Raw genomic sequence first — 26,330 nt, 5'->3', positions numbered from 1 at the left:
ATGGCAGGAACCTGTCGGAATCTCGGCACTATTGCCTTTTGAATCCTGCAACGAGCTCGATGTGGGTCGACCAGCGGAACTGATCCACCACGCGCAGCCCGTCCAGCACGTAGCCGGCCCGCAGGAGCGCCGCCGCATCGCGGGCAAAGGTGACCGGGTTGCACGACACGAAAGCGATACGCGGGATCTTCGCCTCGCAGAGCTGCGCGACCTGTGCCTCGGCCCCGGCACGCGGCGGGTCGATTACCGCGGCGTCGAAGCGCGCCAGTTCGGCGGGCAGCAGCGGGTTGCGGAACAGGTCGCGCGCCTCGGTCGTGACATGGCGCAGGCCCTGCGCGTGACGCCAGCCGTGATCGAGCGCCGAAGTCATCGCCTTGTCACCCTCGACCGCGTGCACCCGCGCCGTCTCGGCGATCGGCAGCGCGAAGGTGCCGCATCCGGCAAACAGGTCGACAACGTGGCTGGCACCTTCGATATGCTCGAGCACATCCGCCAGCAGCGCCGCCTCGCCCTGCGGCGTCGCTTGCAGGAAGGCACCCGGCGGCGGCGAGACCTCGGCCCGGCCCATCTTCTGCATCGGTGGCCGGCGGGTCAGCACCGCGTCATCCCCCCAGGCGATGCGCGCGCAGTTATGCCGCCGCGCCAGCTCGGAAAGCTGCTGCTGCATCTCGGCGTCGGCATCCTTGCCGCCCTTCACGACCACGTCGAGCCCGCCGAGGCTGGTGGTGACCAGCACCGACAGCTCGGCCTTGCGGCTCGCCCCCAGAACCGCCAGCGCCTCGACCAGCGGCAGGGCGGCAGAGAGCTTCGGATCGACCACGCGGCACTCGGGCACCTCGACGATCACGTCCGAGCGTTTGCGATGGAAACCGACCTGCGCGCCCTTCTTGGTGCGCTTGGCCGAGAAGCCGGCGCGGCGGCGGGTCTGCTCGGGCGATGTGGCAATCTCGCGGAACGTGGCCTCGATGCCATGGGCGGCCAGCGCCTGGCGCACCACCGACTGCTTCCACTCGGCGACGAAATCCGGCCGGGCATGCTGCAACTGGCAGCCGCCGCAGCTTTTCGCGTGGCGGCAGGGCGCGCTGACCCGCATCTCCGAGGGCCGGAGGATACGCGGCGCGTCCATGATGCCGCCGGTGATCTCGCCCTCGACGAGCTCGCCGGGCAGAGTGCCGGGCACGAAGACGGGACCGGCGGCGATGCCGTCCCCCTGGTGCCCGAGCCGTTCGATTGTGACCTGTTTCATGCGCCGCGTCATGCCCCCAAACCGGGCTGTCACGCAAGCCTCATCCGCTGCGCCAGATGCACGCGGCAGAGCCTATTCCGCAGCTTCCTGCGGGTCGATCACCCCGCCGCTCTGACGGTTCCAGTAGCGCGCGTAGAGCCCGTTCCGCGCCAGCAGCGCGTCGTGGCTGCCCTGCTCGACGATGCGACCCTGATCCAGCACCACGATCCGGTCCATGCTGGCGATGGTCGACAGCCGGTGCGCGATGGCCAGAACGGTCTTGCCCTCCATCACCCGTTCGAGCGCCCGCTGGATCAGCGCTTCGACCTCGGAATCAAGCGCCGAGGTCGCCTCGTCCATCACCAGGATCGGCGCGTCCTTGAGGATCGCGCGGGCCAGCGCGATGCGCTGCCGCTGCCCGCCCGAGAGCTTCACGCCGCGTTCGCCGAGATGCGCGTCATAGCCTTTGCGCCCCATGTGGTCGCGCAGGTGCAGGATGAAGCCATGCGCCTCGGCCTTCTCGGCGGCGGCGATCACCTCCTCCATCGTGGCATCGGGTCGGCCATAGCGGATGTTGTCCAGCGCCGAGCGGTTGAACATGGCGGTCTCCTGCGTGACCATGCCGATCTGCCGCCGCAGGCTCTCCTGCGTGACGCCCGCGATGTTCTGCCCGTCGATGAAGATACCGCCCTTTTCCGTGTCGTAGAGCCGCAGCAGCAGCGCCACGAGGGTCGATTTTCCCGCCCCCGAGGCCCCGACGATGCCCACCTTCTCACCCGGCGCGATGTCCAGTGCGATATGCTCGACACCGCCTTCCTCGCGGCCATAGGCAAAGCCCGCGTCGCGGAATTCGATGCGCCCCTGCGGCACCGCCAGCGCTGGCGCGTCCGGCGCGTCGAGCAGCGTGTGATCGGGGGTGATGGTGCGGATGCCGTCCTCGATCTCGCCGATGTTGGCGTAGATGCCCATCAGCGTGAAGCTGACCCAGCCGGTCATCTGGCTGAGCCGGATGGCGACGGCCCCGGTGGCGGCGATGTCGCCCGCCGTGACGTAGCCCTGCGACCAGAAGGCCAGAGCGCCACCGATCAGCAGCACGGGCAGCGTGCCTGCCAGCGCCATCAGCCAGAAGCGGAAGGCCGAGGCGATATGACCGAAGGCGATGAACCGCTCGCGGTAGGTCGACATGGCGTCGAGCGCGGCGCGGTCCTCGAACTCGTCATGGGCAAAGAGCTTCACGGTCTTGATGTTGGTCACCGTGTCGACGAGCTGCCCGGTGACCATGGCCCGCGCGGCGGCCCGTGCCTTCGAGCGGGTGCGGATGCGCGGCATGAAGTGGCGCAGCAGCAGGCCGTAGACGACGATCCAGCCGATCAGCGCCAGCCCGATGCGCCAGTCGATAGAGCCGACCAGCCAGACCGAGCCGATCACCGACGCGAGCGCGAAGAGCACCGCCTGGATGACCTCGGAAATCACGTCGTTCAGCGCCCGCGCGGTCTGCATCTCCTTCTGCGAGATGCGCCCGGCGAAGTCGTTGTCGAAGAAGGTCACCGAATGACCCAGCGTGTAACGGTGGACCCGGCTGAGGATCAGGTTGAACACGTTGGGCTGCATGACGACCGACTGCACGTAGGCCGAGAGCCCGGCGATCCCCGGCCGCAGCAGGATGAAGAAGGCGGCGCAGAGCAGCAGGAACAGCCAGTGATCGGCAAAGACCGTGCTGGCGGGGCTGCTCAGGGTCTTGTCGATCACATCGCCCAGCAGCTTCGCCGACATCACCTCGAAGACCCCGCCCAGCGCCGAGAGGATCCCCGCCGGGATCAGCACTGGCCAGGCTCCGCGCAGCGCCCAGAGCACGAAGCGCCCCAGCGTCTGCGGCGGCGGCGTATGGGCGCGGGAAAACGGGTCTATCATGTCGGAAAGGCTCATGCCTTGTCCTCTCGGTCTTGGGTCAGTTCATGCGGTGTCCTGCGCTTGGCTGTCGGCGTCGGGGTCGAGGAACCCGCCGGACTGGCGCGCCCAGAATCCTGCATATAGGCCAGCTTGGGCCAAAAGCGCGTCATGTGCACCCTCCTCGACGATGTGCCCGCCGTCCATCACGAGAATGCGATCCATGGCGGCGATGGTCGACAGCCGGTGCGCGATGGCGATCACCGTCTTGCCTTCCATCATGCCGTAGAGCGTGTCCTGGATGGCGGCCTCGACCTCGCTGTCGAGCGCCGAGGTGGCCTCGTCGAGGATCAGGATCGGCGCATCCTTGAGGATCACCCGCGCCAGCGCGATGCGCTGCCGTTGGCCGCCCGAGAGTTTCACCCCGCGCTCGCCGACATGGGCGTCGTAGCCGCGCCGCCCCTGCCCGTCCTCAAGCGTCAGGATGAACTCATGCGCCTGCGCCTGTTTCGCGGCCTCGATCATCTGCGCCTCGCTCGCCTCGGGGCGGCCGTAGAGCAGGTTCTCGCGTACCGAACGGTGCATCAGCGCGCTGTCCTGCTGCACCATGCCGATCTGCCGCCGCAGGCTGTCCTGCGTGACGCGGGTGATGTCCTGCCCGTCGATCTCTACCGTTCCGGATTCGGGGTCGTAAAAGCGCAGAAGCAGCTTAACGAGGGTCGATTTTCCGGTGCCCGAACGACCGACAAGGCCGATCTTCTCGCCCGGCCGGATGGTCAGCGTCACCCGATCAAGCCCGCCCGAGCCGCGCCCGTAGTGATGCGACAGGGTCGAGACCGCGATCTCGCCCTGCGAGACCCGCAGCGGTTTCGCCTCCGGCGCATCCACAAGCTCGATCGGCTGGGCAATGGTTTCCATGCCCTCGGCCACGACACCGAGTTGGCGGAAGAAGGTGGTCAGCGCCCACATGATCCAGCCGGTCATCGCGTTGAGCCGAAGGGTCAGCGCCGTGGCCGCCGCAACCGCGCCGGTGCTGGCGTGACCCTGCATCCACAGCGCAATGGCCCAGCCGACGACCCCCACGATGAGCAGCCCGTTGAGCACCATCAGCCCGAGATCCATCAAGGTGTAGATCCGCATCTCGGCCTGGAAGGTCTGCCGCGCCTCCTCGATCGCCTCCTTGGCGTAGTCGAGCTCCTGCCGGTCGTGGGCGAACATCTTCACCGAGTGGATGTTGGTATAGGCATCCACCACCCGCCCCGTGACGAAGCTGCGCGCATCCGAGGCGGCCTTGGACGCCGCGCCGACGCGGGTGACCGTCCAGCGCATCAGCCCGGCATAGAGCGCAAGCCAGAGCAGCATCGGGATCACCAGCCGAGGATCGGCATCCCCGAGCAGCACCAGCGCCCCCACGAGGTAGGAGATCGAGAAGGTGATCGCGTCGAAGACCTGGAACACCGCCTCGCCCGCCGCCGGGGGCGTCTGCATGATGCGGTTGGCGATGCGCCCGGCGAAATCATTCTCGAACCAGCCGATCGACTGGCGCAGAACCTGCTTGTGCGCGCGCCAGCGCACGAGCGTGCCGAAGTTGGGCATGATCGCATTGTTCAGCAGCAGCACGTCGAGCGCCTGGAAGAGCGGTCGCAGGAAAAGGATGAAGAGCGCGAGGCCGATCAGCTGCCAGCCGTGCGCCTCCCAGACCTGCGCCGGATCGCCACCTAGGATGTCGACGACCCAGCCCATGGCCCAGATCAGCCCGATCTCGACGCTGGCGACCACCACCGACAGAAGCCCGGTCCAGACGAACACCCGGCGGAACGGCCGGGAATAGTCCAGCATGAAGGGCAGCAGCTTGGTCGGGGGCCGGTCCGTCTGCGGATAGTCCACATAAGGATCGACCATGCTCTCGAAACGGCGAAACATGGGTCAGGTCCTGAAAAGATGACGCTAGGTCTAGGTCAGGCCCTACAGGAACACCATGACGGAAAAACTTGCCAGTGCCACGGCCATGACCCGCGTGAACCAGCGCCAGGCCGCCGGGGTCGCCAGAAGGAAGGTCAGCAGCGCCCCCGCCGAGGTCCAGAACAGGCAGCAGAAGAGGTTCAGGCCCGAGAAGGCCGAGCCCAGCCGCAGCGCCTCGCCCCAGGGACCCATCATCGACGGGTAGGCCGAGGCCGCCGCCAGCGCCACCGCCCAGACCTTGGGGTTCACCCATTGGAAAAGCGCGCCCTCGACCAAGGTCATGGGGCGCTCTGCCTCGGCCTTCTTGCGGCGCTCTGAAGTCCATAGCCCCCAGGCCATGTAGAGCATCCATAGGCTCGCCGCGATGCGCAGCGCGAACTCGAGCCGGGGCATCTGTTGCAGCAGCGCCGCGATGCCAAGCCCGGTGAGCCCGGCGGTGATGCCGACGCCGATCACCACGCCGAAGAGATGCGGCAAGGTGCGTTTCACGCCGAAGCGCGCGCCCGAGGCGGTGAGGAGGATGACATTGGGACCCGGCGAGAAGAGCCCGAAGAAGACAAAGGCGTAGAGCGGGTCGAGAGTCATGTAGTGCGCTTACTCGTCAGACAGAAGTTCCGCCTTGGTAAGCGTGAAACCCGATGCGATCCAGCGTTTCTCGGCGTCGCGCAGCGCCTCGCCCAGCGCGGGGCCTTTCAGGGCAGGCATGAAATCCTTGGCCGAGAGCGGGAAGCGGACCTCGGTGCCCTTGGCCATCCCGAAGAGAGCGTCTTCCGTGACCGGCTGCTGGAAGCTCGCGGCGCGCAGCAGGAGCACGCTCTGCGCCACCTCGGCACCGTGGCGATAGGCCAGTTCCGCCGGGCTCTGCATCTCGCCGATCAGGCTCTGATACAGGGAAAGTTGCCGCTGCTGCGCCTTCGAGAGCCGCAGATCAGGCTCTTCGACACCAAGGCTGGCGAGCCTGCGCAGCGCATCGGGGGCGACGGACAGTCTCTGCTCCTCGGCCACCAGCGGACCCAGCGCGATCACCGAGGCTCCGGGCAGCACATGCGCCAGCACCCCGACCTGCGCCATGACCGAAACCGCCGGAACGGGATCGGGTGCGGCCAGAAGGCGCAGCATTTCCTGCCCGACGCGCTCGCGTGACAGGGTGTCGAGCCCATCAAGGGTCTCGGCGATGCCCGCCAGTGCCTCGGGGTCGAAGCCCTGCTCGGGATCGCCGTACCAGGCGGAGAAGCGGAAGTAGCGCAGCGTGCGCAGGTAATCCTCGCGGATGCGGTCGGTGGCAGTGCCGATGAAGCGCACCCGGCGGGCGCGCAGGTCCGGAAGCCCGTCCAGCGGGTCGCGGATCAGCCCCCGCGCATCGGCGTAGAGCGCATTCATGGTGAAATCGCGCCGCGCCGCATCCTCGGCGATGTCGCCCGAGAAGCGCACGACGGCGCGGCGGCCGTCGGTCTCGGTGTCGGCGCGGAAGGTGGTGATCTCGTGACCGATGCCGCCGGCCACCACCGTCACCGTGCCATGCTCGATGCCCGTGGGCACCGGCTTCAGGCCCGCGGCCTGCGCCAGTTCGACCACCCGCTCGGGACGCGCGTCGCTGGCGATGTCCACGTCGCTCACCGCCACGCCCATCAGCGCGTTGCGCACGCAGCCGCCGACGACATAGCCCTGGTGCCCGCCCGCTTCGAGCATGGCCAGCACCTGCTGCGTCTCGGCCCGTGTCAGCCAATCCCCGGTTACCGTGGTCTTGCCAGGAGTCATGCCATCCGCTCCGCCAGCCCGCGCAGCATCCGCGCCGTCGCACCCCAGATGTAATAGGGGCCGAAGGGCACCGTCCAGTAACGCCGCGTGGTGCCCTGCCAATGCCGTCCCTGGATGCGGTAATTGCCCAGCGCGGCAATGTGCTCGAAGGGCACGCGGAAGACCTCTGCCACCTCGCCGGGCTCCGGAACAGGGTCGAAATCATACATGACAAGGCCGATGACCGGGGTCACCTGGAAGCCGGTGACCGTTTCATGCGCTGGCAGCGTGCCCAGCACGTCCACCCGGCTTTCCGACAGCCCCACCTCCTCGCGCGCCTCGCGCAGGGCGGCGGCCACCGCGTCCTCGTCACCGGGATCGACCTTGCCGCCGGGGAAGGCGATCTGGCCGGGGTGGTGCTTCAGCCGCGAGCTGCGCTTGGTCAGCACCAGCTCGAGCCCCTGCTCGCAGGCGACAAACCCTGCGAGGACCCCGGCGGGACGCAGTTTGCGCCCCGCCGGAAGAGGCGTGTCCGGGTTCAGGTCGAAATCGGACGAGACGCCGGAGTCCGCCTCCAGCGCCCGTTTCAGCAGATCGATCTGATCCCGGACGCGGCTCACTTCTTGGCCTCGAACCCGACCGACTCCGGGTCGAGTTCGTAATGCGCGCCGCAGAACTGGCAGTCTGCGGTGACCTTGCCGTCCTCGGTGGTCATCTTCTCGATGTCCCGCGCCGAGTAGATCGACAGCGACTGGCGCACGCGATCTTCCGAGCAAGTGCAGCCGAAACGCACCGGCTGGGCGTCGAACACCCGCGGGTTTTCCTCGTGATAGAGCCGCACCAAGAGGTCGGTCGGCGCGAGATCCGGGCCGATCAGCTCCAATTCGTCCACCGTGTCGAGGTGGAAGTTCACGCGGCGCCAGTTCTCACCGTCATCCGTGTCGCCGAGCAGATCCTCGGGGCGCAGCACGCCGTTCTCGCCGCTGCCGCCTTCGCCGTCGACCTGCGGCTTGGCGAAGGGCGAGGCTTTCGGCATGTGCTGAAGCATCACGCCGCCGGCCCGCCAGTGCGAGCTGCCATCCGCCTGCGGCACGTTGCCGAAGTTGAGCATGAAGCGGGTCGGGATCTGTTCGGACTGGGCAAAGTAGCTTTCCGCGCAGCGCGCCAACTGACCGCCTGCCAGCGGGGTGATGCCCTGGTACGGCGTCGTGCCCTTGCCCTGGTCGATGAGCACGGCGAAATAGCCGTCCTCGAGCTGGTCGTAGGCCGGGGCGTCGGTGACCTGGTCGCGGTCGAAGCTGGCATAGGCGCGCAGGCGGGCCGGCTCGCCCTCTTTCGTGGGGGCGAAGTAGTCGGTCGCGATCATGCGCAGCGCGCCGCGGGTCTGCACCTGCAGCGACAGCTTCCAGCGCAGCTTCATGGTCTGGCCGATCAGCGCGGTCAGCAGAGTCATCTCCGCGATCAGCGCCTCGACCGGCTCGGGATAGTCGTGTTGACTGAGGACCCCGTTCAGCACCCCGTCGAGCCGCGCCACGCGGCCCCGGATGTCGGCGTTGTCCAATTGAAATGGAAGGACGGTATCGTCCCAGGCGAGTTTGCTGCCGATGGTCATGGGGTTTCCTTATCTGCCGGATCTTGGCATATCGGCCCCATATAAGCAGCAAGACCACGGGAACCAAGGGGGACCGATGACTGCAAGATACGGCGAACCGCCCGAATCCGGGCGTCGGTACACCCTGCGTCCCGGAGCCTATGCAATCCTGCCACGAAACGGCGCGGTCCTGGTCACCCATCAGGCGGAACCCTGGCCCGAGTACCAGTTGCCCGGCGGCGGCATCGACGCGGGTGAGTCTCCCCTCGCCGCGCTGCACCGCGAGGTTTTCGAGGAAACCGGCTGGAAGATCGACGCGCCGCGCCGGCTTGGTGCCTTCCGCCGCTTCACCTACATGCCCGAATACGACCTCTGGGCAGAGAAGCTCTGCATCATCTACGCCGCCCGCCCGGTGCGCCCGCTTGGCGCGCCGAGCGAGCCGGGGCACCAGGCGGTGTGGATGGACCCCGAGCTGGCCTCGGAACTGCTCGGCAATCCCGGCGACCGCGACTTCCTGCGCCGCCTCCTGCGCTGAACCGTCTCAGCCGCCAAGCTCCAGCAGGGCGGCCGAGACGTCGTCTTCGAGGCGCCGGCCGCTGCGCGTGCGCTGGGTCAGCCGCCAGTAAAGGTCGTCGAGATACTCGGTGCCCTGCCCCTGCACCTCGGTGGCCAGCGCGCGCAGCCCGGCCAGGTCGAGTTGCGTGCCATCGGGCAGCAACGCCTCGGTGAACCCGTCGGAATAGAGCAGCAGCCGGTCACCCGGCCGCATCTGCAGGCGCAGCCGCTCGTAGCGCGCACCGGGAACCAACCCCACCGGCAGCCCCCCCTGCCCGATGAATTCGCTGCCGCCGCCCGCGCGCAGCAGCAGCGGCGGCGGATGGCCCGCCTGCACCAGCTCGACCCTGCCGGAATCGAGATCGGCCACCGCATAGGCCATCGTCAGGTATTCCGCGACGCCCGGATCGGCGGCCAGCCGTTCGTTGAGCCGGCGCGCCACCTCGTCGGGCGGGCGGAAAAGCGTGCCGTGAACGATACGCTCGAGCGCGATGTTCTGATCCGGAAAGTCCCCCCCCAGCAGCCCGGCGATGCGCGCGGTCATGAGCGCCGAGGTGATGCCATGGCCCGAGACATCGATGCTGAACACGCCGACGCTGCGCTCGCAATGCGAGAAGCTGCCCACCAGGTCACCGCCGACATGGCCGCAGGGCTTGAGCAGAAGGCTCACCTGCGAGCTGCCGATGCGGCGGCTGCGGCGCGGCACCAGTGCCTGCTGGATGGTGCGGGCCTGTTGCAGGTCGCGGTCCACCGCGTCATAGGCCGCCTGCAACCGCCCGAGCGTCGCCGAAAGCTGGCGCTGCATCTGCACGATCCGTGCCCCCGCGTTGATCCGCGCCCGCAGCTCGCCGGCGTTCACCGGCTTGGTAAGGAAATCATCCGCCCCCGCATCCAGCCCGCGCGCGATCTCGGCCTTGTCGCTCTTGCTGGTCAGCAGGATGAAATAGCCGTAGCGGTCGCCGCATTGGGCGCGGAACAGGCGGCAGAATTCCAGCCCGTCCATGCCCGGCATCATCCAGTCCGAAAGCACCGCGTCGGGGCGCATCTCGTCGCAGAGCCGAAGCGCCTCGGCACCGCTCTGGGCCTGCTGCACCTCGAGCCCCCAGCGCTGGAGCATGGAAGAAAGGATCTTCAGCTGCAACGGGCTGTCATCCACCACCAGCACCCGCCGGAGCGGCACCTGCCCCCATTTCGGATCGAAACTTTCCGCCGTGTTCGGGACCACCCCGCATCCTTTCAAGCCGTGTGTGACAGGACGGCAGAATAGACCCCCGGCGTTAATGGCCGCTTTCGCCCGGCAGCGGTCCAGCCCCGGTCGGACCGGCCGAAAGGCTTCGTTCAGACTTTCCTGAGACACTGCGGGCAGGAGGTATCCCGATGACCGAAACCCCGCCCTCGTCCGCGCAGCCCGTCCTTTACCCGGATCCCGGCGGCCCGCTGATCGACTGGCAACGGGTGTCCGACCTGCGCGCGGAAATCGGGGCCGAGGATTTTGACGAGGTCGTCGCGCTTTTCCTGACCGAAGTGCAGGCCACGCTGGATCGACTGCCGGGCTGCGCCACCGATCGGCACGCGCTGTCCGAACAGCTGCATTTTCTCAAGGGCAGTACTCTGAACCTGGGGTTTTCCCGGCTCTCGACACTCTGCGAGGCGGGCGAACTGGCGATCAGCGCCGGGCTCGGGGCACCGCTCGACCCCGAGATGCTGTGCAGCTGCTATGCCCGCTCGCGGCAGGAATTTCTTGATCAGCTGCCGCGGCTGCGCGCGGCCTGAGCATGGATCAGGGGCCGCACCGGGGGATATCGCCCGGCACGGCCCTGTTCAGATCACGAACTGCGCCAGGACCTCGTCGTCGGTGATGTCGCGATAGGCATAGCCATGCGCGTCGAGATCGCCGAACAGCCGGTCGAAATTCGCCGGATTCGCCGTCTCGATCCCGATCAGCACCGAACCGAAGTTGCGCGCCGATTTCTTCAGGTACTCGAAGCGGGCGATATCATCCTCCGGCCCGAGGAAATTCAGGAAGTCCTTCAGCGCACCGGGACGCTGCGGCAGGCGCAGGATGAAGTACTTCTTCACCCCCGAGTAGCGCTGCGCGCGTTCCTTCACCTCCGGCAGCCGCTCGAAATCGAAGTTGCCGCCCGAGGTGATGCAGACCACGGTCTTGCCGCGGATCGACTGGCCGAGGTCCTTCAGCGCATCGATCGACAGCGCCCCGGCGGGCTCCAGAACCACGCCCTCGACGTTCAGCATCTCGAGCATGGTGGTGCAAAGCCGGTCTTCGTTGATCGCCAACGTGTTGGCGAGGCCAACCCCCTTCAGCACCTCGAAGGTCTTCGCCCCGATCCGCGCCACGGCCGCGCCATCGGCGAAATTGTTGACCGCAGGCAGCGTCACCGGCTTGCCCGCTTCCAGCGCCGCGCGCAGGCAGGCCCCGCCTTGCGGCTCGACGAAGGTATAATTGGTATCCGTGCCGAAATAGCTGAGCAGCCCCGAGCCGAGCCCGCCGCCGCCCACCGGGATCACCAGGTGATCCGGCACTCGGCCAAGCTGCGTTTCGATCTCGACCGCCACCGTGGCCTGCCCCTCGATCACGTCCTCGTCGTCGAAGGGCGACAGGAAATGCCCGCCGATCTCGGCGCAATAGGCCTGCGCGGCGGTCAGGCATTCGTCGAAATAGTCCCCGATCAGACGGATCTCGACGTTTGCGCCGCCGAACATCCGGGTCTTCTGGATCTTCTGCTGCGGCGTGGTCACCGGCATGAAGATCACCCCGGTCTTGTCGAACTGGCGGCACATGTAGGCCACGCCCTGCGCGTGGTTGCCGGCGCTCGCCGCGACGAAAACCGCGGCTTCCGGACGTTTGCGCATGGCGTTGAAGGCACCGCGCAGCTTGTAGCTGCGCACCGGGCTCAGGTCCTCGCGCTTGAGCCAAATCTCGGCGCCGAAGATCGCCGAGAGGTGATCGTTGCGCAGAAGCGGCGTCTCGGGAAAGACCGAGCGCATTTCCTGAGTGGCGGCGCGGGCGTGAGCGAGAAAATCATCCATGCCCTAGGCTGTGGCGCATCGGCGCGCTTTGCGCAAGGCCGATGCAAACGCGGCGGGACTCAGCCGAGAGGGCGCTTCTCGACGAAATGGCCATAGAGCGAGGTCAGCACCGAAATCCCGATCATCGTCGCGAACCAATTGATCACCAGGCCGTAGACCAGGTTGACGATCGAGCCCGCGCTGTCGTCGATCAGCGCCGGAAGCTCGACCAGCAGCGAGCCGCCGATCACCAGCAGCGCCAGCGTCACCACCGCGCCGTCGTCGTCCGAGGTGGCGCGCCAGGCCTGCTTCAGCGTCAGCTTCTCGCCCAGCGCGGCGGCGGGCAGGATCAGCCCGAGCCGGAAGAACAGGTAGCCGCCCAGCCCCACCAGGCCGAAGACGAGGATCGGGGCGAGCCCCGGAACGGCCGCGCCGACAAGCGCAACCGGGATGGCCGAGACCATCATGCCCAGGAAGATCACCAGCCCGATGAGGATCGACCGGCCGAAATAACCGAGGATTTCGCCGCCATGCCATTGCGGAAGCCAGCCGCGCGGCTCCTCGCCGGTCAGCACGAAGCGGTGCCAGGCCACGGCGATCCACAGGCTCGCCAGCACGGCCAGCACCATGAGCGCGAGCGCCGGAACGCCGATCATCGGCACCGGCATCCCGTCCGCGCCGGTGTCCGAAGGATGGAGATAGGTGGCGATCTGGCTTGCGACCTGCACGAGATACAGAACCAGCGACACCCGCAGCGCCGTGCCGATATTGTCGATCACCATCCGCAGGGAATGCAGAAAAATGCGCCAACCCTTCATGGAACCCCCACCCGTTTCCCAATTACTTAGCCGACCGCTAGCATATGACGCCGATAGGTCAACGGCCGATCCTTGATACCGGAGATAAAACCCAGTAAGGCGCGGGGCCAGTTCATACGTGAGGGAAAGCCCATGTCCGCGCCCAAGAAAGTCGTCCTGGCCTATTCCGGGGGCCTCGACACCTCGATCATCCTGAAATGGCTGCAGACCGAATACGGCTGCGAGGTCGTCACCTTCACCGCCGATCTCGGCCAGGGTGAAGAGCTGGAGCCCGCCCGCGCCAAGGCCGAGATGCTGGGCGTGTCGAAAGTCTATATCGAGGACCTGCGCGAGGAGTTCGTGCGCGACTTCGTCTTCCCGATGTTCCGCGCCAACGCGCTCTACGAGGGCCTGTACCTGCTCGGCACGTCGATCGCCCGCCCGCTGATCTCGAAGCGGCTGGTCGAGATCGCCGCCGCCGAGGGTGCCGACGCCGTGGCGCATGGCGCGACCGGCAAGGGCAACGACCAGGTGCGCTTCGAACTGGCCGCCTATGCACTGAACCCCGACATCAAGGTGATCGCCCCTTGGCGCCTGTGGGACCTGACCTCGCGCACCCGCCTGCTGGAGTTCGCCGAGCAGAACCAGATTCCCGTCGCCAAGGACAAGCGCGGCGAGGCACCGTTCTCGGTCGACGCGAACCTGCTGCACACCTCCTCCGAGGGCAAGGTTCTGGAAAACCCGTCCGAGGAAGCGCCCGACTACGTGCTGCAGCGCGTGGTGCCGGTCGAGCAGGCGCCGAACGAGCCCGAGTACATCGAGGTCAGCTTCGAGAAGGGCGACGCCGTGGCGATCAACGGCGAGGCGATGTCGCCCGCGACGATCCTCACCAAGCTCAACGAGTATGGCGGCAAGCACGGTATCGGCGTTCTGGACCTCGTCGAGAACCGTTTCGTCGGGATGAAGTCGCGCGGCATCTACGAGACGCCGGGCGGCACCATCCTGCTCGAAGCGCACCGCGGCATCGAACAGATCACGCTGGATTCCGGCGCCGGTCACCTCAAGGACTCGATCATGCCGCGCTACGCCGAGCTGATCTACAACGGCTTCTGGTTCTCGCCCGAGCGCGAGATGCTGCAGGCGCTGATCGACAAGAGCCAGGAGCATGTCACCGGCACCGTCCGGCTGAAGCTCTACAAGGGCTCGGCGCGCACCGTGGCGCGCTGGTCGGATCACTCGCTCTACTCCGAGGCGCATGTGACCTTCGAAGAGGACGCCGGTGCCTACAACCAGGAAGACGCGAAGGGCTTCATCCAGCTCAACGCGCTGCGCCTGAAACTGCTGGCCGCACGGAACCGCCGCCTGAAAGGCTGAGCCGCCGTCCCGACAGCAACCCGACGACCCACCTTATCCCCGCCGGAGAGCCTCCGGCGGGGATTTTTTTACCAAAGACCCGCGACGCGCCCCCGGACGGGTCCATGCCATCGATTTGCGGCCGCGCCATGCTACCTGAAGCGCATGCAGGAGGTGGGTGGCATGGCGGAGCATCAGGAATTTCTCGACGCGCAAGAGCGGATCTGGCCGCAGGTCAGCCGTGAACTTCAGGCGGGCCAGAAGGTGTCGCATTGGATCTGGTGGGTCTTTCCCCAGCTCGAGAGCCTGGGACGTTCGTCCCGCGCCCGACATTTCGGAATGCACGATGCCGAGGCGGCGCGCGCCTATCTCGCCCATCCGGTCCTGGGGCCGCGGCTGACCGAGGCGGCGGGCTGGCTGCTCCGGCATCCCGAGCGCAGCGCCGAGGAGATGCTCGGCCCGGTCGATGCGCTCAAGCTGCGGTCCTGCATGACGCTCTTCGAAGCCGTGCCGGGCGCGCCGGCGGTGTTCTCCGAGGTTCTGGAAAGCCTGTATGCAGGAAGCCGCTGTCCGCTCACCCGCGCGGCGCTGGACAGGGGAGCGCCGGAATGAAATCGCCGCCTCCGGTCACGACACCGGAGGCGGCCCAGGGCACGCCGAGGTGGGGATACGCAAGCGCGCCCTAGCTTCTGTGCACCGCCGGTTTCCATGGCATCCCCGCACGAGGCTTCGCCAGTCGTCTTCGGTGCAATTCTTGTCTTTCTTCGGCTGCACATGGCCGCCGTCTTTAATCAACCGGCCCTTCCGCGCGCCGCCAGCAAAAGCCTTCCGAAGAAGATGGCGGCAAATCGTTAAGAATACCTGTAGTGCGCTTGCGGATCAGGCCGCCAAAACTCGTTACCCTTCCGCCGCGATGGTCCAGGCGGGAGCAACACCGCCCTGCCGTCACGACATTGCTTGAGACACGCAACCGAGCCGCGAGAAGTTTCGGGCGCGTGCAACTTTTTTCGCATTTATTCGCAGCGCGCCCCGCCGCGGCCTTCGGGCGCGGGGGATACCCTGAATTCGGCACGTCACCGGACCCGGCCCGCTTCGAAAAATCGTTGATCGGCGCAGCGCTGGGGCGCAGGCTGGAGCGACAGGAGAGGAGGAGGGAAAAGACATGAGGTGGCTGGTCACTGCGCTGGTTTCGACCCTGATCGCGATGCAATCCACGGCCCCCGCTGCGCATGCCGAAACGCGGGAGATCATAGTTGCGGGCGGCTGCTTCTGGTGTGTCGAGGCCGATTTCGAGAAGGTGCGCGGGGTGCGCGAGGTGATTTCCGGCTACACCGGCGGCACGCTCCAGGCTCCCACCTACAAGCAGGTGAGCCGCGGCGGCACCGGCCACTACGAGGCGGTGCGGATCCTCTATGACGACAGCCGCATCACGGCCGAGGAACTCTACGCGCTGTTCTTCCGATCGATCGATCCGACCGACGCCGGCGGGCAATTCTGCGACCGCGGCGACAGCTACCGCACGGCGATCTTCGCCAATGGTCCGGTGCAGAAGCGCGCCGCCGAGGCGGCAAAGGCCCAGGCGCAGGTGGCCCTGGGGCAGAAGATCGTCACGCCGGTGCTTCAGGCCGGGCGGTTCTGGCCGGCCGAGAGCTATCATCAGGATTACTACAAGGGCAGCAACCTCGTGCTGACCCGGTTCGGACCGCTGCGGCAATCCACGGCCTACAAGCGCTACCGCGAGGCCTGCGGCCGCGACACGCGGGTGCGGGCGCTCTGGGGCAGCGCGGCGGCCTTCGCCGGGGGCTGACCCCGGACGACGGCCGCGGGCCGCTCAGAAACGGTGCTCGGTGACATCCTTGAGATCGGGAATGACGTCGGCGGTGCCCTGCCGGGTGACCATGATCGCCGCGGCACGCTGCGCCATCTCGATCGAGGTCGGCATCGGCAGGCCACGGTCGAGTCCGGCCAGCAGATAGCCGGTGAACGTGTCGCCCGCACCGGTGGTGTCCACCGGGGTCACCGGCAGCGCGGCAAAGGCGCGGCTCTCGCCGGCGTCGGTGTTGATCCAGCGGCAGCCGCGCGCGCCGAGCGTGACCACCACGTCGCGCACCGGGATGGTGTCGATGCCCTGCCCGGTGGCGCGCTCGAGCTGCGCGGCCTCGACCTCGTTCAGCACCAGCAGGTCGAGCAGCGGCAGCACCAGCGTCACCGCGTCGGCGTCGAAGGGCGCCGCGGCATAGGCCACGCGCAGCCCGCGCGCCGAGGCCAGTTCCGCGGCCTCGCGCTGCGCGTTGGTCTCGTTCTGGAAAACGAAGATATCCTCGGGCGCGGCCTCGGCCAGCCCGGCCTCGATGCGCTCCACGGAAAGCGCCCGGTTGGCGCCGGGATAGATCAGGATGCAGTTCTCGGCCGCGGCGTCGAGCATGATGATCGCATGGCCGGTGGCCTCGGGCAGAACGGCGATCTGCCGCGTGTCGACCCCGTATTCGGTGAGCCGCTCGATCGCCCAGCGCCCGTCCTCGCCGACCGCACCGAGATGGCGCACCTGCGCCCCGGCCCGCGCCGCCGCCACCGACATGTTGGCGCCCTTGCCGCCCAGTCCGCGGGTCAGCGAGCTGGTCGCCAGCGTCTCGCCCGGGGCCAGGAGATGTGGCACGCGGTAGGTCATGTCCGCGTTGATGGACCCAAGGTTGTAGATCGCCATGCGCGCGCCTTTCATTGTTCCGGTAAATACGCCTGCCGGAGCTTGCCGGCAGGCGCGGGGCCGGGTCAGCCGACCTTGCAGGCCGCCAGAACCGCCATGTTGAGAATGTCATTGGCGGTCATCGTCGTCGAGCAGATCTGGATCGAGCTGTCGATGCCGGCGAGGATCGGGCCGATCACCGTGGCGCCGGCCATTTCCTGCATCAGCTTGACCGAGATCGAGGCCGAGTGGCGCGCCGGGACCACCAGCACGTTGGCCGGGCCGGTCAGCCGCTGGAACGGATAGTTTTCCTGCGCCTTGCGGTTCAGCGCCACGTCGACCGTCATCTCTCCCTCGTACTCGAAATCGACCCCGCGCGCGTCGAGAATCTTCGGTGCGCGGTGCATCTTCGAGGCCCGCTCCGACACCGGGTAGCCGAAGGTCGAGAAGGACACGAAGGCGACGCGCGGCTCCAGGCCGAGGTGGCGGGCGACGCCCGCGGCGCGCTCGGCGATGTTCGCGAGATCCTCCGCCTCGGGCCATTCCTGCACCAGCGTGTCGCTGATCAGCACGATGCGGCCCTTGTGCAGCAGCGCGGTGACCCCGGCGACCCCATGCTCGGCATCGGCGTCATAGACATGGTTGATCGCCTCGAGCACATGCGCCGACTTGCGCGTCGCGCCGGTGATCAGCCCGTCGCCATGGCCATGCGCCAGCATCAGCGAGGCGAAGACGTGGCGGTCGCGCGCTGCCAGACGGTGCACGTCCTGGCGGTCGTAGCCCTTGCGCTGCAGGCGCTGGTAGAGGAACTCCTTGTAGGTCTCGAGATGCGCGGTATTGGCGGCGTTGACCACCTTGATCTCGCGCACCGCGTCACCGAGTCCGCTGGCCTCGAGCTTCTCCTTCACGTCGGCCTCGCGGCCCACGACGATCGCCTTGCCGAAGCCGTTGCGCTGGTACATGACCGCGGCGCGCAGCACGCGGGGATCGTCACCCTCGGCGAAGATCATCCGCGACTGCGCGGCGCGGGCGCGGCTGTTGATGCCCCGCAGCACCGCGGCGGTGGGGTCCATGCGGCCGCGAAGCCCGGCCTCGTAGGCCTCCATGTCGATGATCGGGCGGCGCGCGGCGCCGGTGTCCATGCCGGCGCGCGCCACGGCGGGCGGGATTCGGTGGATGAGCCTCGGGTCGAAGGGCGTGGGGATGATGTAGTCGCGGCCGAAGGTCAGCGACTTGCCGTAGGCCACCGCCACCTCGTCGGGCACGTCTTCGCGCGCGAGCTCGGCCAGCGCGCGGGCGCAGGCGATCTTCATCTCGTCGTTGATCGCCCGGGCGTGGATGTCGAGCGCGCCGCGGAACAGGTACGGGAAGCCAAGAACGTTGTTAACCTGGTTCGGATAGTCCGAGCGGCCGGTGGCGACGATGGCGTCGACACGCACCTCATGGGCCTCTTCCGGGGTGATCTCGGGATCGGGGTTCGCCATGGCGAAGATCACCGGGTTGTCGGCCATGCTCTTGACCATGTCCTGCGTGACCGCACCCTTGGCCGAGACGCCGAGGAAGACATCGGCGCCGACCATCGCCTCGTCGAGGGTGCGCAGCTTGGTGTTGGCGGCATGCGCCGACTTCCACTGGTTCATGCCCTCGGTGCGGCCCTGGTAGATCACGCCCTTGGTGTCGCACATGATGCAGTTGTCATGCTTGGCCCCCATCGACTTCAGCAGCTCGAGGCAGGCGATGCCCGCCGCGCCCGCGCCGTTGAGCACGATCTTCACGTCTTCGATCTTCTTGCCCGAGAGGTGCAGCGCGTTCATCAGGCCCGCGGCGCAGATCACCGCGGTGCCGTGCTGGTCGTCGTGGAAGACCGGGATGTCCATCTCTTCCTTGAGGCGCTGCTCGATGATGAAGCATTCGGGCGCCTTGATGTCCTCGAGGTTGATGCCGCCGAAGGTCGGCCCCATCAGCTTGCAGGCCTTGATGAATTCCTCGGGGTCCTCGGTGTCGAGCTCGATGTCGACCGAGTTCACGTCGGCGAACCGCTTGAAGAGGACCGACTTGCCCTCCATCACAGGCTTGCCGCCCAGCGCACCGAGGTTGCCGAGACCCAGAACCGCGGTGCCGTTCGAGATCACCGCGACCAGGTTGCCCTTGTTCGTGTAGTCATAGGCCAGCTCGGGGTTGGCGGCGATTTCCTCGCAGGGAACCGCAACACCCGGGGAATAGGCAAGGCTCAGGTCGCGCTGCGTGGTCATCGGGACCGTCGCCTGGACCTCCCACTTGCCGGGGGTCGGATCAAGGTGGAAGGCAAGCGCCTCTTCACGGGTGAATTTTGTTTTTGTCATTGGCCTGCGTTCCTCCGGTATGAGCGGCGTTTGTCTTAGCGCAGGGGAAGGCGTGGCTCAACTGGGCGCATTTCGCCTTTCACCGCCCCCGCGCGCTTTGGTATGTCTGCGCCAAGCAGCACTGGGGGACTAGATGACGGCAGTCACGCCGATGATGGCGCAATATCTTGAGATCAAGGCGCAGTATCCGGACGCGCTCCTGTTCTACCGGATGGGCGACTTCTACGAGATGTTCTTCGACGACGCGGTGGCGGCGTCCGAGGCGCTGGATATCGCGCTGACCAAGCGCGGCAAGCACGCGGGCGACGACATCCCGATGTGCGGCGTGCCGGTGCACGCGGCCGAGGGCTACCTGCTGACGCTGATCCGCAAGGGCTTCCGCGTCGCCGTGGGCGAGCAGCTGGAAAGCCCGGCCGAGGCGAAGAAGCGCGGGCACAAGTCGGTGGTGAAACGCGACGTGGTGCGGCTGGTGACCCCCGGCACCCTCACCGAGGAGTCACTGCTGGAAGCCCGCCGCCACAACTACCTTGCCGCTTTGGGCCGAATTCGGGACGACTGGGCGCTGGCCTGGACCGACATTTCCACCGGCGCGCTGCACGTCATGCCGCTGAACCGCGCCCGCATCGGTGCCGAACTGGCGCGGCTCGCGCCCTCGGAGGTTCTGGTCTCCGACAGCACCGACGAAGAGTTGCGCCCGGTGCTGAGCGATCTTGGCATCTACCCCACCGTGCTGGGCGCGGCCTCCTTTGACTCCACCGGCGCGGAAGAGAGACTGAAACGGCTCTTTGCCGTGCAGACGCTCTCGGGCTTCGGGGCCTTCGAGCGGCCCGAGCTCTCGGCCCTCGGCGCGCTGGTCGACTATCTCGACATCACCCAAAAGGGCCGCCTGCCCCTGCTCCGCCCGCCGCAACGCGATGCGGTCTCGAACCTGTTGCAGATCGACGCCGCCACCCGCCGCAACCTCGAGCTGACGCATTCGATGAACGGCGGGCGCGCCGGCTCGCTGCTGTCGGTGATCGACCGGACGGTGACGCCCGGCGGTGCGCGCCTGCTTGAGAGGCGAGTTTCGTCCCCTTCGCGCAATCTAGAGGTGATCGAAGCCCGGCTTCAGGCTCTGGACTGGGCGATGGAGAGCGCCGAGGCCAAGCTTCTGCGCGACAGCCTGCGCAAGGTGCCCGATCTCGACCGCGCGCTGTCGCGGCTCGGTCTCGACCGTGGCGGGCCGCGCGACCTGGCCGCAGTGCGCAACGCGCTGGCACAGGCCGAGGAGATCGCTCAGACCCTCGATAGGGCCGAATTGCCGCCGCTTCTGGCTGATGCACGTGAAACACTGACCGGCCACGACGAGCTTATCGCGCTGCTCGAGGCCGCGCTGGTCGCCGAGCCGCCGCTGATGGTGCGCGACGGCGGCTTCATCGCGCCGGGCTACGATGCGGCGCTCGACGAGGCGCGCACGCTGCGCGACCAGGGCCGCGGGGTGATCGCCTCGATGCAGGCGAAATACGTCGAGATGAGCGGCGTCACCTCGATGAAGATCAAACACAACAACGTGCTGGGCTACTTCATCGAGACCACCGCGACCCACGCCGAGAAGATGATGTCTCCGCCGCTGAACGAGACCTTCATCCACCGCCAGACCACCGCCAACCAGGTGCGCTTCACCACGGTCGAGCTGACCGAGCTGGAGACCCGCATCCTGAACGCCGGCAACGAGGCGCTGGAAATCGAGAAGCGGCTCTACGAAAGCCTGAAAGGCGCCATCCTCGCGCGCGCGCCGCAGGTGTCCGAGACCGGGCTGTCGCTGGCCGAGGTCGACGTGGCGCTTGGTCTTGCCGATTTGGCCAAGGCACAGAAATGGGCCCGCCCGCAGGTCGACGGCAGCCGCGCCTTCGAGATCGAGGCCGGACGTCACCCGGTGGTGGAACGCGCGCTTCAGCAACAGGGCGGCGCGCCCTTCATCGCCAATGACTGCGCGCTGAATGCCCATGGCGAGGGCGCGGCGGTGACCCTGCTGACCGGCCCGAACATGGCCGGTAAGTCAACTTACCTGCGGCAGAACGCGCTGATTGCCTTGCTGGCGCAGATGGGCTCCTACGTGCCCGCCGACCGTGCGCATCTGGGCGTGGTCAGCCAGATCTTCAGCCGCGTCGGTGCCTCGGACGACCTGGCGCGCGGGCGCTCGACCTTCATGGTCGAGATGGTCGAGACCGCCGCCATCCTCAACCAGGCCGACGATCGGGCGCTGGTGATCCTCGACGAGATCGGCCGTGGCACCGCCACCTATGACGGCCTGTCGATCGCCTGGGCCACGCTCGAGCACCTGCACGGCGTCAACCGCGTGCGCGCGCTTTTTGCCACGCACTACCACGAGATGACCCAGCTTGCCGCCAAGCTCGAGGGCGTCGGCAATGCCACCGTCGCGGTGAAGGAGTGGGAGGGCGAGGTGATCTTCCTGCACGAGGTGCGCGAGGGCGCCGCCGACCGCTCCTACGGCGTGCAGGTTGCGCAGCTTGCCGGCCTGCCGCCCGCCGTCATCGCCCGTGCCCGCGACGTGCTGAGCGCACTGGAAGAGGGCGAGCGCGGCCGGACCTCGCCCAAGGCGCTGATCGACGACCTGCCGCTCTTCTCGGCGGCGGCGAAACCCGAGCCGGTTCAGGTGAAAAAGGGGCCTTCGGTCGTGGAAGAACGGCTCGAAACCTTGCTCCCTGACGAGATGACCCCGCGCGAGGCACTTCAGGCGCTTTACGATCTGAAGGCTCTGCTGAAGGGCTAGGAGGGTTTCACGTGAATCCATCCGGCGGGTTTGGATTCACGTGAAACCAAACCCGCTGTTGCCCAAAGAAAAACCCCCGGTCCTTCGACCGGGGGTTTTCCGTGACTATCCCTGACGAGATCAGCCCGGCATCGAGCTGACGCCGACCTGTGCCGGACGCAGCAGGCGGTCGTAGAGCATGAAGCCCTCGGCCGAGACCTGGATGATCTCGCCGGCCTTGGTGCCGGGCACCGGGGCCTCGAACATCGCCTCGTGCTGCTTGGGGTCGAACTTGTCGCCGACCTCGGGCTTGATGGTGGTCATGCCATGGCGCGAGAAGACATTGGTCAGCTCGCGCAGGGTCAGCTCCACACCCTCGATCAGCGCCTCGCCCGCCTCGGCGTCACGCGCCGCGTTCAGCGCGCGGCTCAGGTTGTCATAAACCGGCAGCAGGTCACGGGCGAGCTTCGAGCCGCCGTACTGCTGCGCCTCGCGGCGATCCTTGTCGGCACGCTTGCGGGCGTTCTCGGCATCGGCCAGCGCCCGCATGAAGCGGTCCTTGTACTCGTCGCGCTCGGCGCGCAGCGAGTCGAGTTCGATCGCCTCGTTGTCGATCTCTTCCATCTCGTCGGCGAAAGCCTCTGCCTCTGCCGCCTCGATGTCGTCGAGGAATTCGTCTTTCTTCGCGTCTGCCATGTCTAACCTCTAGCTCCGCTCGGCAATCAGCCTGCCGACCAGCTGTGCCGTGTAGTCCACGATGGGTACGATCCGCCCGTAGTTGAGCCGCGTGGGTCCGATGACCCCGACCGCACCGATTATCTTTCGATCCGCGTTCATATATGGAGAGACCACCAGAGAGGAACCCGAAAGTGAGAAAAGTTTGTTCTCGGAGCCGATAAAAATTCGGACCCCGTCGCCGCTCTCGGCCAGCTGGAGGAACTCGGCGATATCCCGCTTGCGTTCGAGGTCGTCAAACAGCGACCGGATGCGATCCAGCTCCTCGGTCTCACCGTCCTGACCCAGCAGATTCGAGGTGCCGCGCACGATCAGCCGGGCGGAATTGTCGGCATCCTTCTCCCAGGCGGCCATGCCCGTCTCGATGAGATCCGCCGCCAGCGTGTCGATCTCCTGCCGGCGGGTCGCGATCTGGCGGGTGATCTCGCCGCGCAGCTCCGACAGGGTCTTTCCCTCGATCAGCGCGTTGAGGAAATTCGCCGCCTCGCGCATCGAGCTGGGGGTCTGCCCGGCGGGCGGGCGGAACAGCCGGTTCTCGACGCTGCCATCGGCAAAGACCAGCACCACCAGCGCCCGGTCGTGGCCGAGCGAGACGAACTCGATATGTTTGACCGGGGCCTCGTGCTTGGGGGTCAGAACCAAGGATGCCCCGTGGGTTACCCCCGAAAGCGCGGCGCCGACCCGGTCGAGAAGCCCGCCCATGTCGTCGCCGCCCTGCGCGGTGGTGGCGTCCAGCGCCTGCCGATCGGAACTGTCAAGGTCGCGGACCTCCAGCAGCCCGTCGACGAACATCCGCAGGCCGACCTGCGTGGGCACGCGCCCGGCCGAGACATGCGGGCTGTCGAGCAGCCCGAGGTACTCGAGATCCTGCATCACGTTGCGGATCGTCGCGGCCGAGACCTTCTCGGACAGGCTGCGCGTCAGGGTGCGGGAACCCACCGGCTCACCCGTCTCGAGATAGGATTCAACCACGCGGCGGAACACCTCGCGCGAGCGATCGTTCATCTCTTCGAGAAGACGGCTACCCTCTTTCATGCACAAACTCCGGCTGTTCAGGGTCATTAAAGGCCCCCCTTCGCAGCCGTCAATCGGGGTTGCGAGACAGCATCAGCCCCAGTATCCCGGCAGCAACCGAGAAGAGAGGCACTCATGAGACCTTCTGGACGAAATCTAAGCGATATGCGCAGCGTTTCAATCGAAACGGGCGTCACGAAACATGCCGAAGGCTCCTGCCTGATCAAGATGGGCGACACCCACGTGCTGTGCACCGCCACGCTCGAGGACCGCGTGCCGCCCTTCGTGAAGGGCAGCGGCCTTGGCTGGGTGACCGCGGAATACGGCATGCTGCCGCGCTCCACCGGCTCGCGCATGCGCCGCGAGGCAACCACCGGCAAGCAGGGCGGCCGCACCGTCGAGATCCAGCGGCTGATCGGCCGTTCGCTCCGCGCCGGTGTTGACCGCGTCGCGCTCGGCGAGCGCCAGATCACCATCGACTGCGACGTGATCCAGGCCGACGGCGGCACCCGCTGCGCCTCGATCACCGGCGGTTGGGTCGCGCTGCGCCTTGCCGTGAACAAGCTGATGAAGACCGGCGCCATCACCACCGACCCTCTGACCCCGGTCGCGGCGGTGAGCTGCGGCATCTACGCCGGTCAGCCGGTGCTGGACCTCGACTATGCCGAGGACAGCGAAGCCGGCGTCGACGGCAACTTCATCCTGCGCGGCGACGGCCAGCTGATCGAAGTTCAGATGTCCGCCGAGGGCGCGACCTTCAGCCGTGACCAGATGAACAAGCTGATGGACCTTGCCGAGGCGGGCGTCTCGCAACTGGTCGAAGCGCAGCTGGCGGCCTGCAAATGAGCCGGATCTTCAGCGACAAGAAGCTGCTCGTCGCGACCCATAACGCGGGCAAGCTCGAGGAGATCACCGAGCTGCTCGCACCCTACGGGGTCGAGGTCGTGGGCGCGAAGGAGATGAACCTTCCCGAGCCTGCGGAAACCGGCACCACCTTTGTCGAGAACGCCCGCATCAAGGCGCATGCCGCTGCCAAGGCCACCGGCCTGCCGGCGCTCGCCGACGACAGCGGCATCTCGGTCGATGCGCTCGACGGCGCTCCCGGTGTCTACACCGCCGATTGGGCCGAAACGCCCAATGGTCGGGACTTCGTCATGGCCATGGGCAAGACCCACGACGCGCTGCTGAAGACCGGCTCTGCACAGCCTTGGACCGCGCGGTTCAACTGCACGCTCGTCCTTGCCTGGCCCGATGGCACCGATGCCGTCTTCCCCGGCGTGATGGAGGGCCAGGTGGTCTGGCCGATGCGCGGCGACAACGGCCACGGCTACGACCCGATCTTCCAGCCCGAGGGCCATGAGATCACCTTCGCCGAGATGGCGAGCGACGAAAAGAACCGCATCAGCCACCGCGCCGATGCCTTCGCCAAGTTCGTGCAGGGCTGCTTTGCCCGCGATGATGCCTGAGTCCGGGTCTGAAACCTGGCGTGAAGGAGGCTTCGGCCTCTACGTGCATTGGCCTTTCTGCGAGGCCAAATGCCCCTACTGCGACTTCAACAGCCATGTCGTCCGGTCGATCGACCAGACCCGCTGGGCAGACGCACTCGGTTCCGAGGTCCGCCGCTACGGCGCGCTGACCTCGGGACGCATCCTCAATTCGATCTATTTCGGCGGCGGCACGCCCTCCTTGATGGAGCCGGCGACGGTTCAGGCCGTTCTGGACGCCGCCAAGGAACATTGGACCTGGGCCAATGACATCGAGATCACGCTGGAGGCGAACCCGCGCTCGGTCGAGGTCTCGAAGTTCGAGGGCTTCCGCGAGGCGGGCGTCAACAGGGTCTCCATGGGCATTCAGAGCCTGCGGCCGGACGATCTGCGCCGCCTCGGGCGACTGCATGACGTGGATGAGGCGATCGTCGCGCTGGAAACCGCCAAGTCGGTCTTCGAGCGGGTCAACTTCGACCTGATCTACGCGCGCGAGAACCAGACCCTGAAAGGCTGGGAAACAGAGCTGCGCGAAGCGCTCGATCTCGCTGCCGACCACCTGTCGCTCTACCAGCTGACGATCGAGGAAGGCACGATGTTCTGGGAGCGCGCGCAGCGCGGCCAGATGAAGAAGCTGCCCGACGAGGATCTTGCCGCCGACATGTTCCTTGCGACGCAGGAGATCACCGCGAAGGCGGGCTATGCCCCTTACGAAGTGTCGAACCACGCTTTGGCCGGCGCGCAGTCGCGGCACAATCTCGTCTACTGGCGCGGCGGAGATTACGTCGGCGTCGGTCCCGGTGCGCACGGCCGTGTCACGGTGAACGGCACACGTCATGCCACCGAGGCCTGGAAAATGCCCGGCGCCTGGATCGAAAAGGCCGAGGCCGGTCGCGGCGACAGCGTTTTCGATCCGCTCGGTTCCGAGGACATCATGACAGAATTTGTCATGATGGGTCTGCGTCTGAGCGAGGGGATCTCGCTGGCGCGTCTTGCCGAGATCTCACCGACGCCCCTGCCCGCCCACAAGCTGAGCGAGCTTCAGGACCTTGGCCTGATCTGGCGCGAGCGCGACCTGATCGGGGCCACGACCGAGGGGCGGCTGGTGCTCAACGGGGTCATTTCCGAGCTTCTGACCAACTGAGCCCTCGCCGTTTCATGTGAAACGTTACCCACAGGATCCGGT

At 67.0% G+C, this 26,330-nt stretch carries 23 protein-coding genes; 9 read left to right on the top strand and 14 right to left on the bottom strand.

Annotated features, from left to right (window positions below):
- Positions 1 to 28: 28 nt before the first annotated feature.
- The 7 genes from IQ782_RS03840 to hslO form a co-directional block, all read right to left on the bottom strand.
- On the bottom strand, positions 29 to 1,246 hold the full coding sequence (locus IQ782_RS03840) for a class I SAM-dependent RNA methyltransferase (RefSeq protein WP_194133300.1): 1,218 nt from the start codon (positions 1,244 to 1,246) through the stop codon (positions 29 to 31).
- 72 nt (positions 1,247 to 1,318) lie between these two features.
- On the bottom strand, positions 1,319 to 3,151 hold the full coding sequence (locus tag IQ782_RS03835) for an ABC transporter ATP-binding protein (RefSeq protein WP_194133299.1): 1,833 nt from the start codon (positions 3,149 to 3,151) through the stop codon (positions 1,319 to 1,321).
- A gap of 27 nt (positions 3,152 to 3,178) precedes the next feature.
- A complete protein-coding gene (locus IQ782_RS03830; RefSeq protein ID WP_194133298.1) occupies positions 3,179 to 5,035 on the bottom strand; it encodes an ABC transporter ATP-binding protein in 1,857 nt (618 codons plus the stop codon).
- A gap of 42 nt (positions 5,036 to 5,077) precedes the next feature.
- The gene (locus tag IQ782_RS03825; RefSeq protein ID WP_194133297.1) at positions 5,078 to 5,659 is read right to left on the bottom strand and encodes a LysE family translocator; all 582 of its coding nucleotides are present in this window, start codon (positions 5,657 to 5,659) and stop codon (positions 5,078 to 5,080) included.
- 9 nt (positions 5,660 to 5,668) lie between these two features.
- Positions 5,669 to 6,832, bottom strand: a complete 1,164-nt coding sequence (locus IQ782_RS03820; RefSeq protein ID WP_240989080.1) for a CCA tRNA nucleotidyltransferase — start codon at positions 6,830 to 6,832, stop codon at positions 5,669 to 5,671.
- Positions 6,829 to 7,431, bottom strand: a complete 603-nt coding sequence (locus tag IQ782_RS03815) for a CoA pyrophosphatase (RefSeq protein WP_194133296.1) — start codon at positions 7,429 to 7,431, stop codon at positions 6,829 to 6,831. Before IQ782_RS03815 ends, IQ782_RS03820 begins: the two co-directional genes overlap by 4 nt.
- Complete coding sequence (gene hslO / locus IQ782_RS03810; protein ID WP_194133295.1) at positions 7,428 to 8,423, bottom strand: Hsp33 family molecular chaperone HslO; 996 nt, start codon at positions 8,421 to 8,423, stop codon at positions 7,428 to 7,430. Before hslO ends, IQ782_RS03815 begins: the two co-directional genes overlap by 4 nt.
- 76 nt (positions 8,424 to 8,499) lie before the next feature.
- Here hslO and IQ782_RS03805 point away from each other — a divergent pair, with 76 nt between their 5' ends.
- Positions 8,500 to 8,937 carry an NUDIX hydrolase gene (locus IQ782_RS03805; protein WP_194133294.1) on the top strand — a complete coding sequence of 146 codons (438 nt, stop codon included), beginning with the start codon at positions 8,500 to 8,502 and terminating at the stop codon, positions 8,935 to 8,937.
- 6 nt (positions 8,938 to 8,943) lie between these two features.
- Here the strand turns inward: IQ782_RS03805 and IQ782_RS03800 are convergent, their stop codons facing one another.
- Entirely contained in the window at positions 8,944 to 10,182 is a 1,239-nt protein-coding gene (locus IQ782_RS03800; protein WP_338092543.1) for a PP2C family protein-serine/threonine phosphatase, read from the bottom strand.
- Positions 10,183 to 10,334: 152 nt separating this feature from the next.
- On the opposite strand from IQ782_RS03800, the gene IQ782_RS03795 reads away from it, so the two are divergent.
- The gene (locus IQ782_RS03795; protein ID WP_240989079.1) at positions 10,335 to 10,730 is read left to right on the top strand and encodes an Hpt domain-containing protein; all 396 of its coding nucleotides are present in this window, start codon (positions 10,335 to 10,337) and stop codon (positions 10,728 to 10,730) included.
- Positions 10,731 to 10,778: 48 nt separating this feature from the next.
- Here the strand turns inward: IQ782_RS03795 and ilvA are convergent, their stop codons facing one another.
- Together ilvA and IQ782_RS03785 are read right to left on the bottom strand one after the other, a co-directional pair.
- Positions 10,779 to 12,005, bottom strand: a complete 1,227-nt coding sequence (gene ilvA / locus IQ782_RS03790; RefSeq protein WP_194133293.1) for a threonine ammonia-lyase IlvA — start codon at positions 12,003 to 12,005, stop codon at positions 10,779 to 10,781.
- Between the two features lie 59 nt (positions 12,006 to 12,064).
- A complete protein-coding gene (locus IQ782_RS03785) occupies positions 12,065 to 12,802 on the bottom strand; it encodes a hypothetical protein (RefSeq protein WP_194133292.1) in 738 nt (245 codons plus the stop codon).
- A gap of 132 nt (positions 12,803 to 12,934) precedes the next feature.
- Between IQ782_RS03785 and IQ782_RS03780 the strand changes: the two genes are divergently transcribed.
- From IQ782_RS03780 to msrA, 3 genes are all read left to right on the top strand, one after another.
- The gene (locus IQ782_RS03780; RefSeq protein ID WP_194133291.1) at positions 12,935 to 14,155 is read left to right on the top strand and encodes an argininosuccinate synthase; all 1,221 of its coding nucleotides are present in this window, start codon (positions 12,935 to 12,937) and stop codon (positions 14,153 to 14,155) included.
- Between the two features lie 162 nt (positions 14,156 to 14,317).
- Entirely contained in the window at positions 14,318 to 14,746 is a 429-nt protein-coding gene (locus tag IQ782_RS03775) for a DUF1810 domain-containing protein (RefSeq protein ID WP_194133290.1), read from the top strand.
- 550 nt (positions 14,747 to 15,296) lie between these two features.
- Positions 15,297 to 15,941: a peptide-methionine (S)-S-oxide reductase MsrA gene (gene msrA, locus IQ782_RS03770; RefSeq protein WP_194133289.1), complete on the top strand. Its 645-nt coding sequence runs from the start codon at positions 15,297 to 15,299 to the stop codon at positions 15,939 to 15,941.
- A 24-nt stretch (positions 15,942 to 15,965) separates the two neighbouring features.
- Here msrA and IQ782_RS03765 read toward each other — a convergent pair whose 3' ends face one another.
- Together IQ782_RS03765 and IQ782_RS03760 are read right to left on the bottom strand one after the other, a co-directional pair.
- The gene (locus IQ782_RS03765; protein ID WP_194133288.1) at positions 15,966 to 16,838 is read right to left on the bottom strand and encodes a ribokinase; all 873 of its coding nucleotides are present in this window, start codon (positions 16,836 to 16,838) and stop codon (positions 15,966 to 15,968) included.
- A gap of 65 nt (positions 16,839 to 16,903) precedes the next feature.
- Positions 16,904 to 19,159, bottom strand: coding sequence for an NADP-dependent malic enzyme (locus tag IQ782_RS03760; RefSeq protein ID WP_194133287.1), 2,256 nt, complete (start codon positions 19,157 to 19,159; stop codon positions 16,904 to 16,906).
- 133 nt (positions 19,160 to 19,292) lie between these two features.
- On the opposite strand from IQ782_RS03760, the gene mutS reads away from it, so the two are divergent.
- Positions 19,293 to 21,932 carry a DNA mismatch repair protein MutS gene (gene mutS / locus IQ782_RS03755; protein ID WP_240989078.1) on the top strand — a complete coding sequence of 880 codons (2,640 nt, stop codon included), beginning with the start codon at positions 19,293 to 19,295 and terminating at the stop codon, positions 21,930 to 21,932.
- A 120-nt stretch (positions 21,933 to 22,052) separates the two neighbouring features.
- On the opposite strand, the gene IQ782_RS03750 is transcribed toward mutS, so the two are convergent.
- Together IQ782_RS03750 and hrcA are read right to left on the bottom strand one after the other, a co-directional pair.
- The gene (locus IQ782_RS03750; RefSeq protein ID WP_194133286.1) at positions 22,053 to 22,607 is read right to left on the bottom strand and encodes a nucleotide exchange factor GrpE; all 555 of its coding nucleotides are present in this window, start codon (positions 22,605 to 22,607) and stop codon (positions 22,053 to 22,055) included.
- Positions 22,608 to 22,616: 9 nt separating this feature from the next.
- Positions 22,617 to 23,681: a heat-inducible transcriptional repressor HrcA gene (hrcA, locus tag IQ782_RS03745; RefSeq protein WP_194133285.1), complete on the bottom strand. Its 1,065-nt coding sequence runs from the start codon at positions 23,679 to 23,681 to the stop codon at positions 22,617 to 22,619.
- Between the two features lie 114 nt (positions 23,682 to 23,795).
- Here hrcA and rph point away from each other — a divergent pair, with 114 nt between their 5' ends.
- Genes rph through hemW form a run of 3 tightly spaced genes read left to right on the top strand, consistent with a single transcriptional unit; the run spans position 23,796 to position 26,288 of the window.
- Positions 23,796 to 24,506 (top strand): ribonuclease PH, encoded by a 711-nt coding sequence (gene rph / locus IQ782_RS03740; RefSeq protein WP_194133284.1) that lies wholly within the window; start codon positions 23,796 to 23,798, stop codon positions 24,504 to 24,506.
- The gene (rdgB, locus tag IQ782_RS03735) at positions 24,503 to 25,126 is read left to right on the top strand and encodes an RdgB/HAM1 family non-canonical purine NTP pyrophosphatase (protein WP_194133283.1); all 624 of its coding nucleotides are present in this window, start codon (positions 24,503 to 24,505) and stop codon (positions 25,124 to 25,126) included. The genes rph and rdgB overlap by 4 nt, the downstream gene beginning before the upstream one ends.
- Positions 25,119 to 26,288, top strand: a complete 1,170-nt coding sequence (gene hemW, locus IQ782_RS03730; RefSeq protein ID WP_194133517.1) for a radical SAM family heme chaperone HemW — start codon at positions 25,119 to 25,121, stop codon at positions 26,286 to 26,288. Before rdgB ends, hemW begins: the two co-directional genes overlap by 8 nt.
- Positions 26,289 to 26,330 lie beyond the last annotated feature (42 nt).

The organism is Salipiger mangrovisoli (assembly GCF_015223355.1).
In the GTDB taxonomy this organism is placed as follows: domain Bacteria; phylum Pseudomonadota; class Alphaproteobacteria; order Rhodobacterales; family Rhodobacteraceae; genus Salipiger; species Salipiger mangrovisoli.
This window is presented reverse-complemented; position numbering and strand designations above follow the sequence as displayed.

Coding starts and splice junctions, on each gene's coding strand:
- IQ782_RS03840 (WP_194133300.1), bottom strand. CDS start 1,246: ATGAAACAGGTCACAATCGAACGGCTCGGGCACCAGGGGGACGGCATC.
- IQ782_RS03835 (WP_194133299.1), bottom strand. CDS start 3,151: ATGAGCCTTTCCGACATGATAGACCCGTTTTCCCGCGCCCATACGCCG.
- IQ782_RS03830 (WP_194133298.1), bottom strand. CDS start 5,035: ATGTTTCGCCGTTTCGAGAGCATGGTCGATCCTTATGTGGACTATCCG.
- IQ782_RS03825 (WP_194133297.1), bottom strand. CDS start 5,659: ATGACTCTCGACCCGCTCTACGCCTTTGTCTTCTTCGGGCTCTTCTCG.
- IQ782_RS03820 (WP_240989080.1), bottom strand. CDS start 6,832: ATGACTCCTGGCAAGACCACGGTAACCGGGGATTGGCTGACACGGGCC.
- hslO (WP_194133295.1), bottom strand. CDS start 8,423: ATGACCATCGGCAGCAAACTCGCCTGGGACGATACCGTCCTTCCATTT.
- IQ782_RS03805 (WP_194133294.1), top strand. CDS start 8,500: ATGACTGCAAGATACGGCGAACCGCCCGAATCCGGGCGTCGGTACACC.
- IQ782_RS03795 (WP_240989079.1), top strand. CDS start 10,335: ATGACCGAAACCCCGCCCTCGTCCGCGCAGCCCGTCCTTTACCCGGAT.
- ilvA (WP_194133293.1), bottom strand. CDS start 12,005: ATGGATGATTTTCTCGCTCACGCCCGCGCCGCCACTCAGGAAATGCGC.
- IQ782_RS03785 (WP_194133292.1), bottom strand. CDS start 12,802: ATGAAGGGTTGGCGCATTTTTCTGCATTCCCTGCGGATGGTGATCGAC.
- IQ782_RS03780 (WP_194133291.1), top strand. CDS start 12,935: ATGTCCGCGCCCAAGAAAGTCGTCCTGGCCTATTCCGGGGGCCTCGAC.
- IQ782_RS03775 (WP_194133290.1), top strand. CDS start 14,318: ATGGCGGAGCATCAGGAATTTCTCGACGCGCAAGAGCGGATCTGGCCG.
- msrA (WP_194133289.1), top strand. CDS start 15,297: ATGAGGTGGCTGGTCACTGCGCTGGTTTCGACCCTGATCGCGATGCAA.
- IQ782_RS03765 (WP_194133288.1), bottom strand. CDS start 16,838: ATGGCGATCTACAACCTTGGGTCCATCAACGCGGACATGACCTACCGC.
- IQ782_RS03760 (WP_194133287.1), bottom strand. CDS start 19,159: ATGACAAAAACAAAATTCACCCGTGAAGAGGCGCTTGCCTTCCACCTT.
- mutS (WP_240989078.1), top strand. CDS start 19,293: ATGACGGCAGTCACGCCGATGATGGCGCAATATCTTGAGATCAAGGCG.
- IQ782_RS03750 (WP_194133286.1), bottom strand. CDS start 22,607: ATGGCAGACGCGAAGAAAGACGAATTCCTCGACGACATCGAGGCGGCA.
- hrcA (WP_194133285.1), bottom strand. CDS start 23,681: ATGAAAGAGGGTAGCCGTCTTCTCGAAGAGATGAACGATCGCTCGCGC.
- rph (WP_194133284.1), top strand. CDS start 23,796: ATGAGACCTTCTGGACGAAATCTAAGCGATATGCGCAGCGTTTCAATC.
- rdgB (WP_194133283.1), top strand. CDS start 24,503: ATGAGCCGGATCTTCAGCGACAAGAAGCTGCTCGTCGCGACCCATAAC.
- hemW (WP_194133517.1), top strand. CDS start 25,119: ATGCCTGAGTCCGGGTCTGAAACCTGGCGTGAAGGAGGCTTCGGCCTC.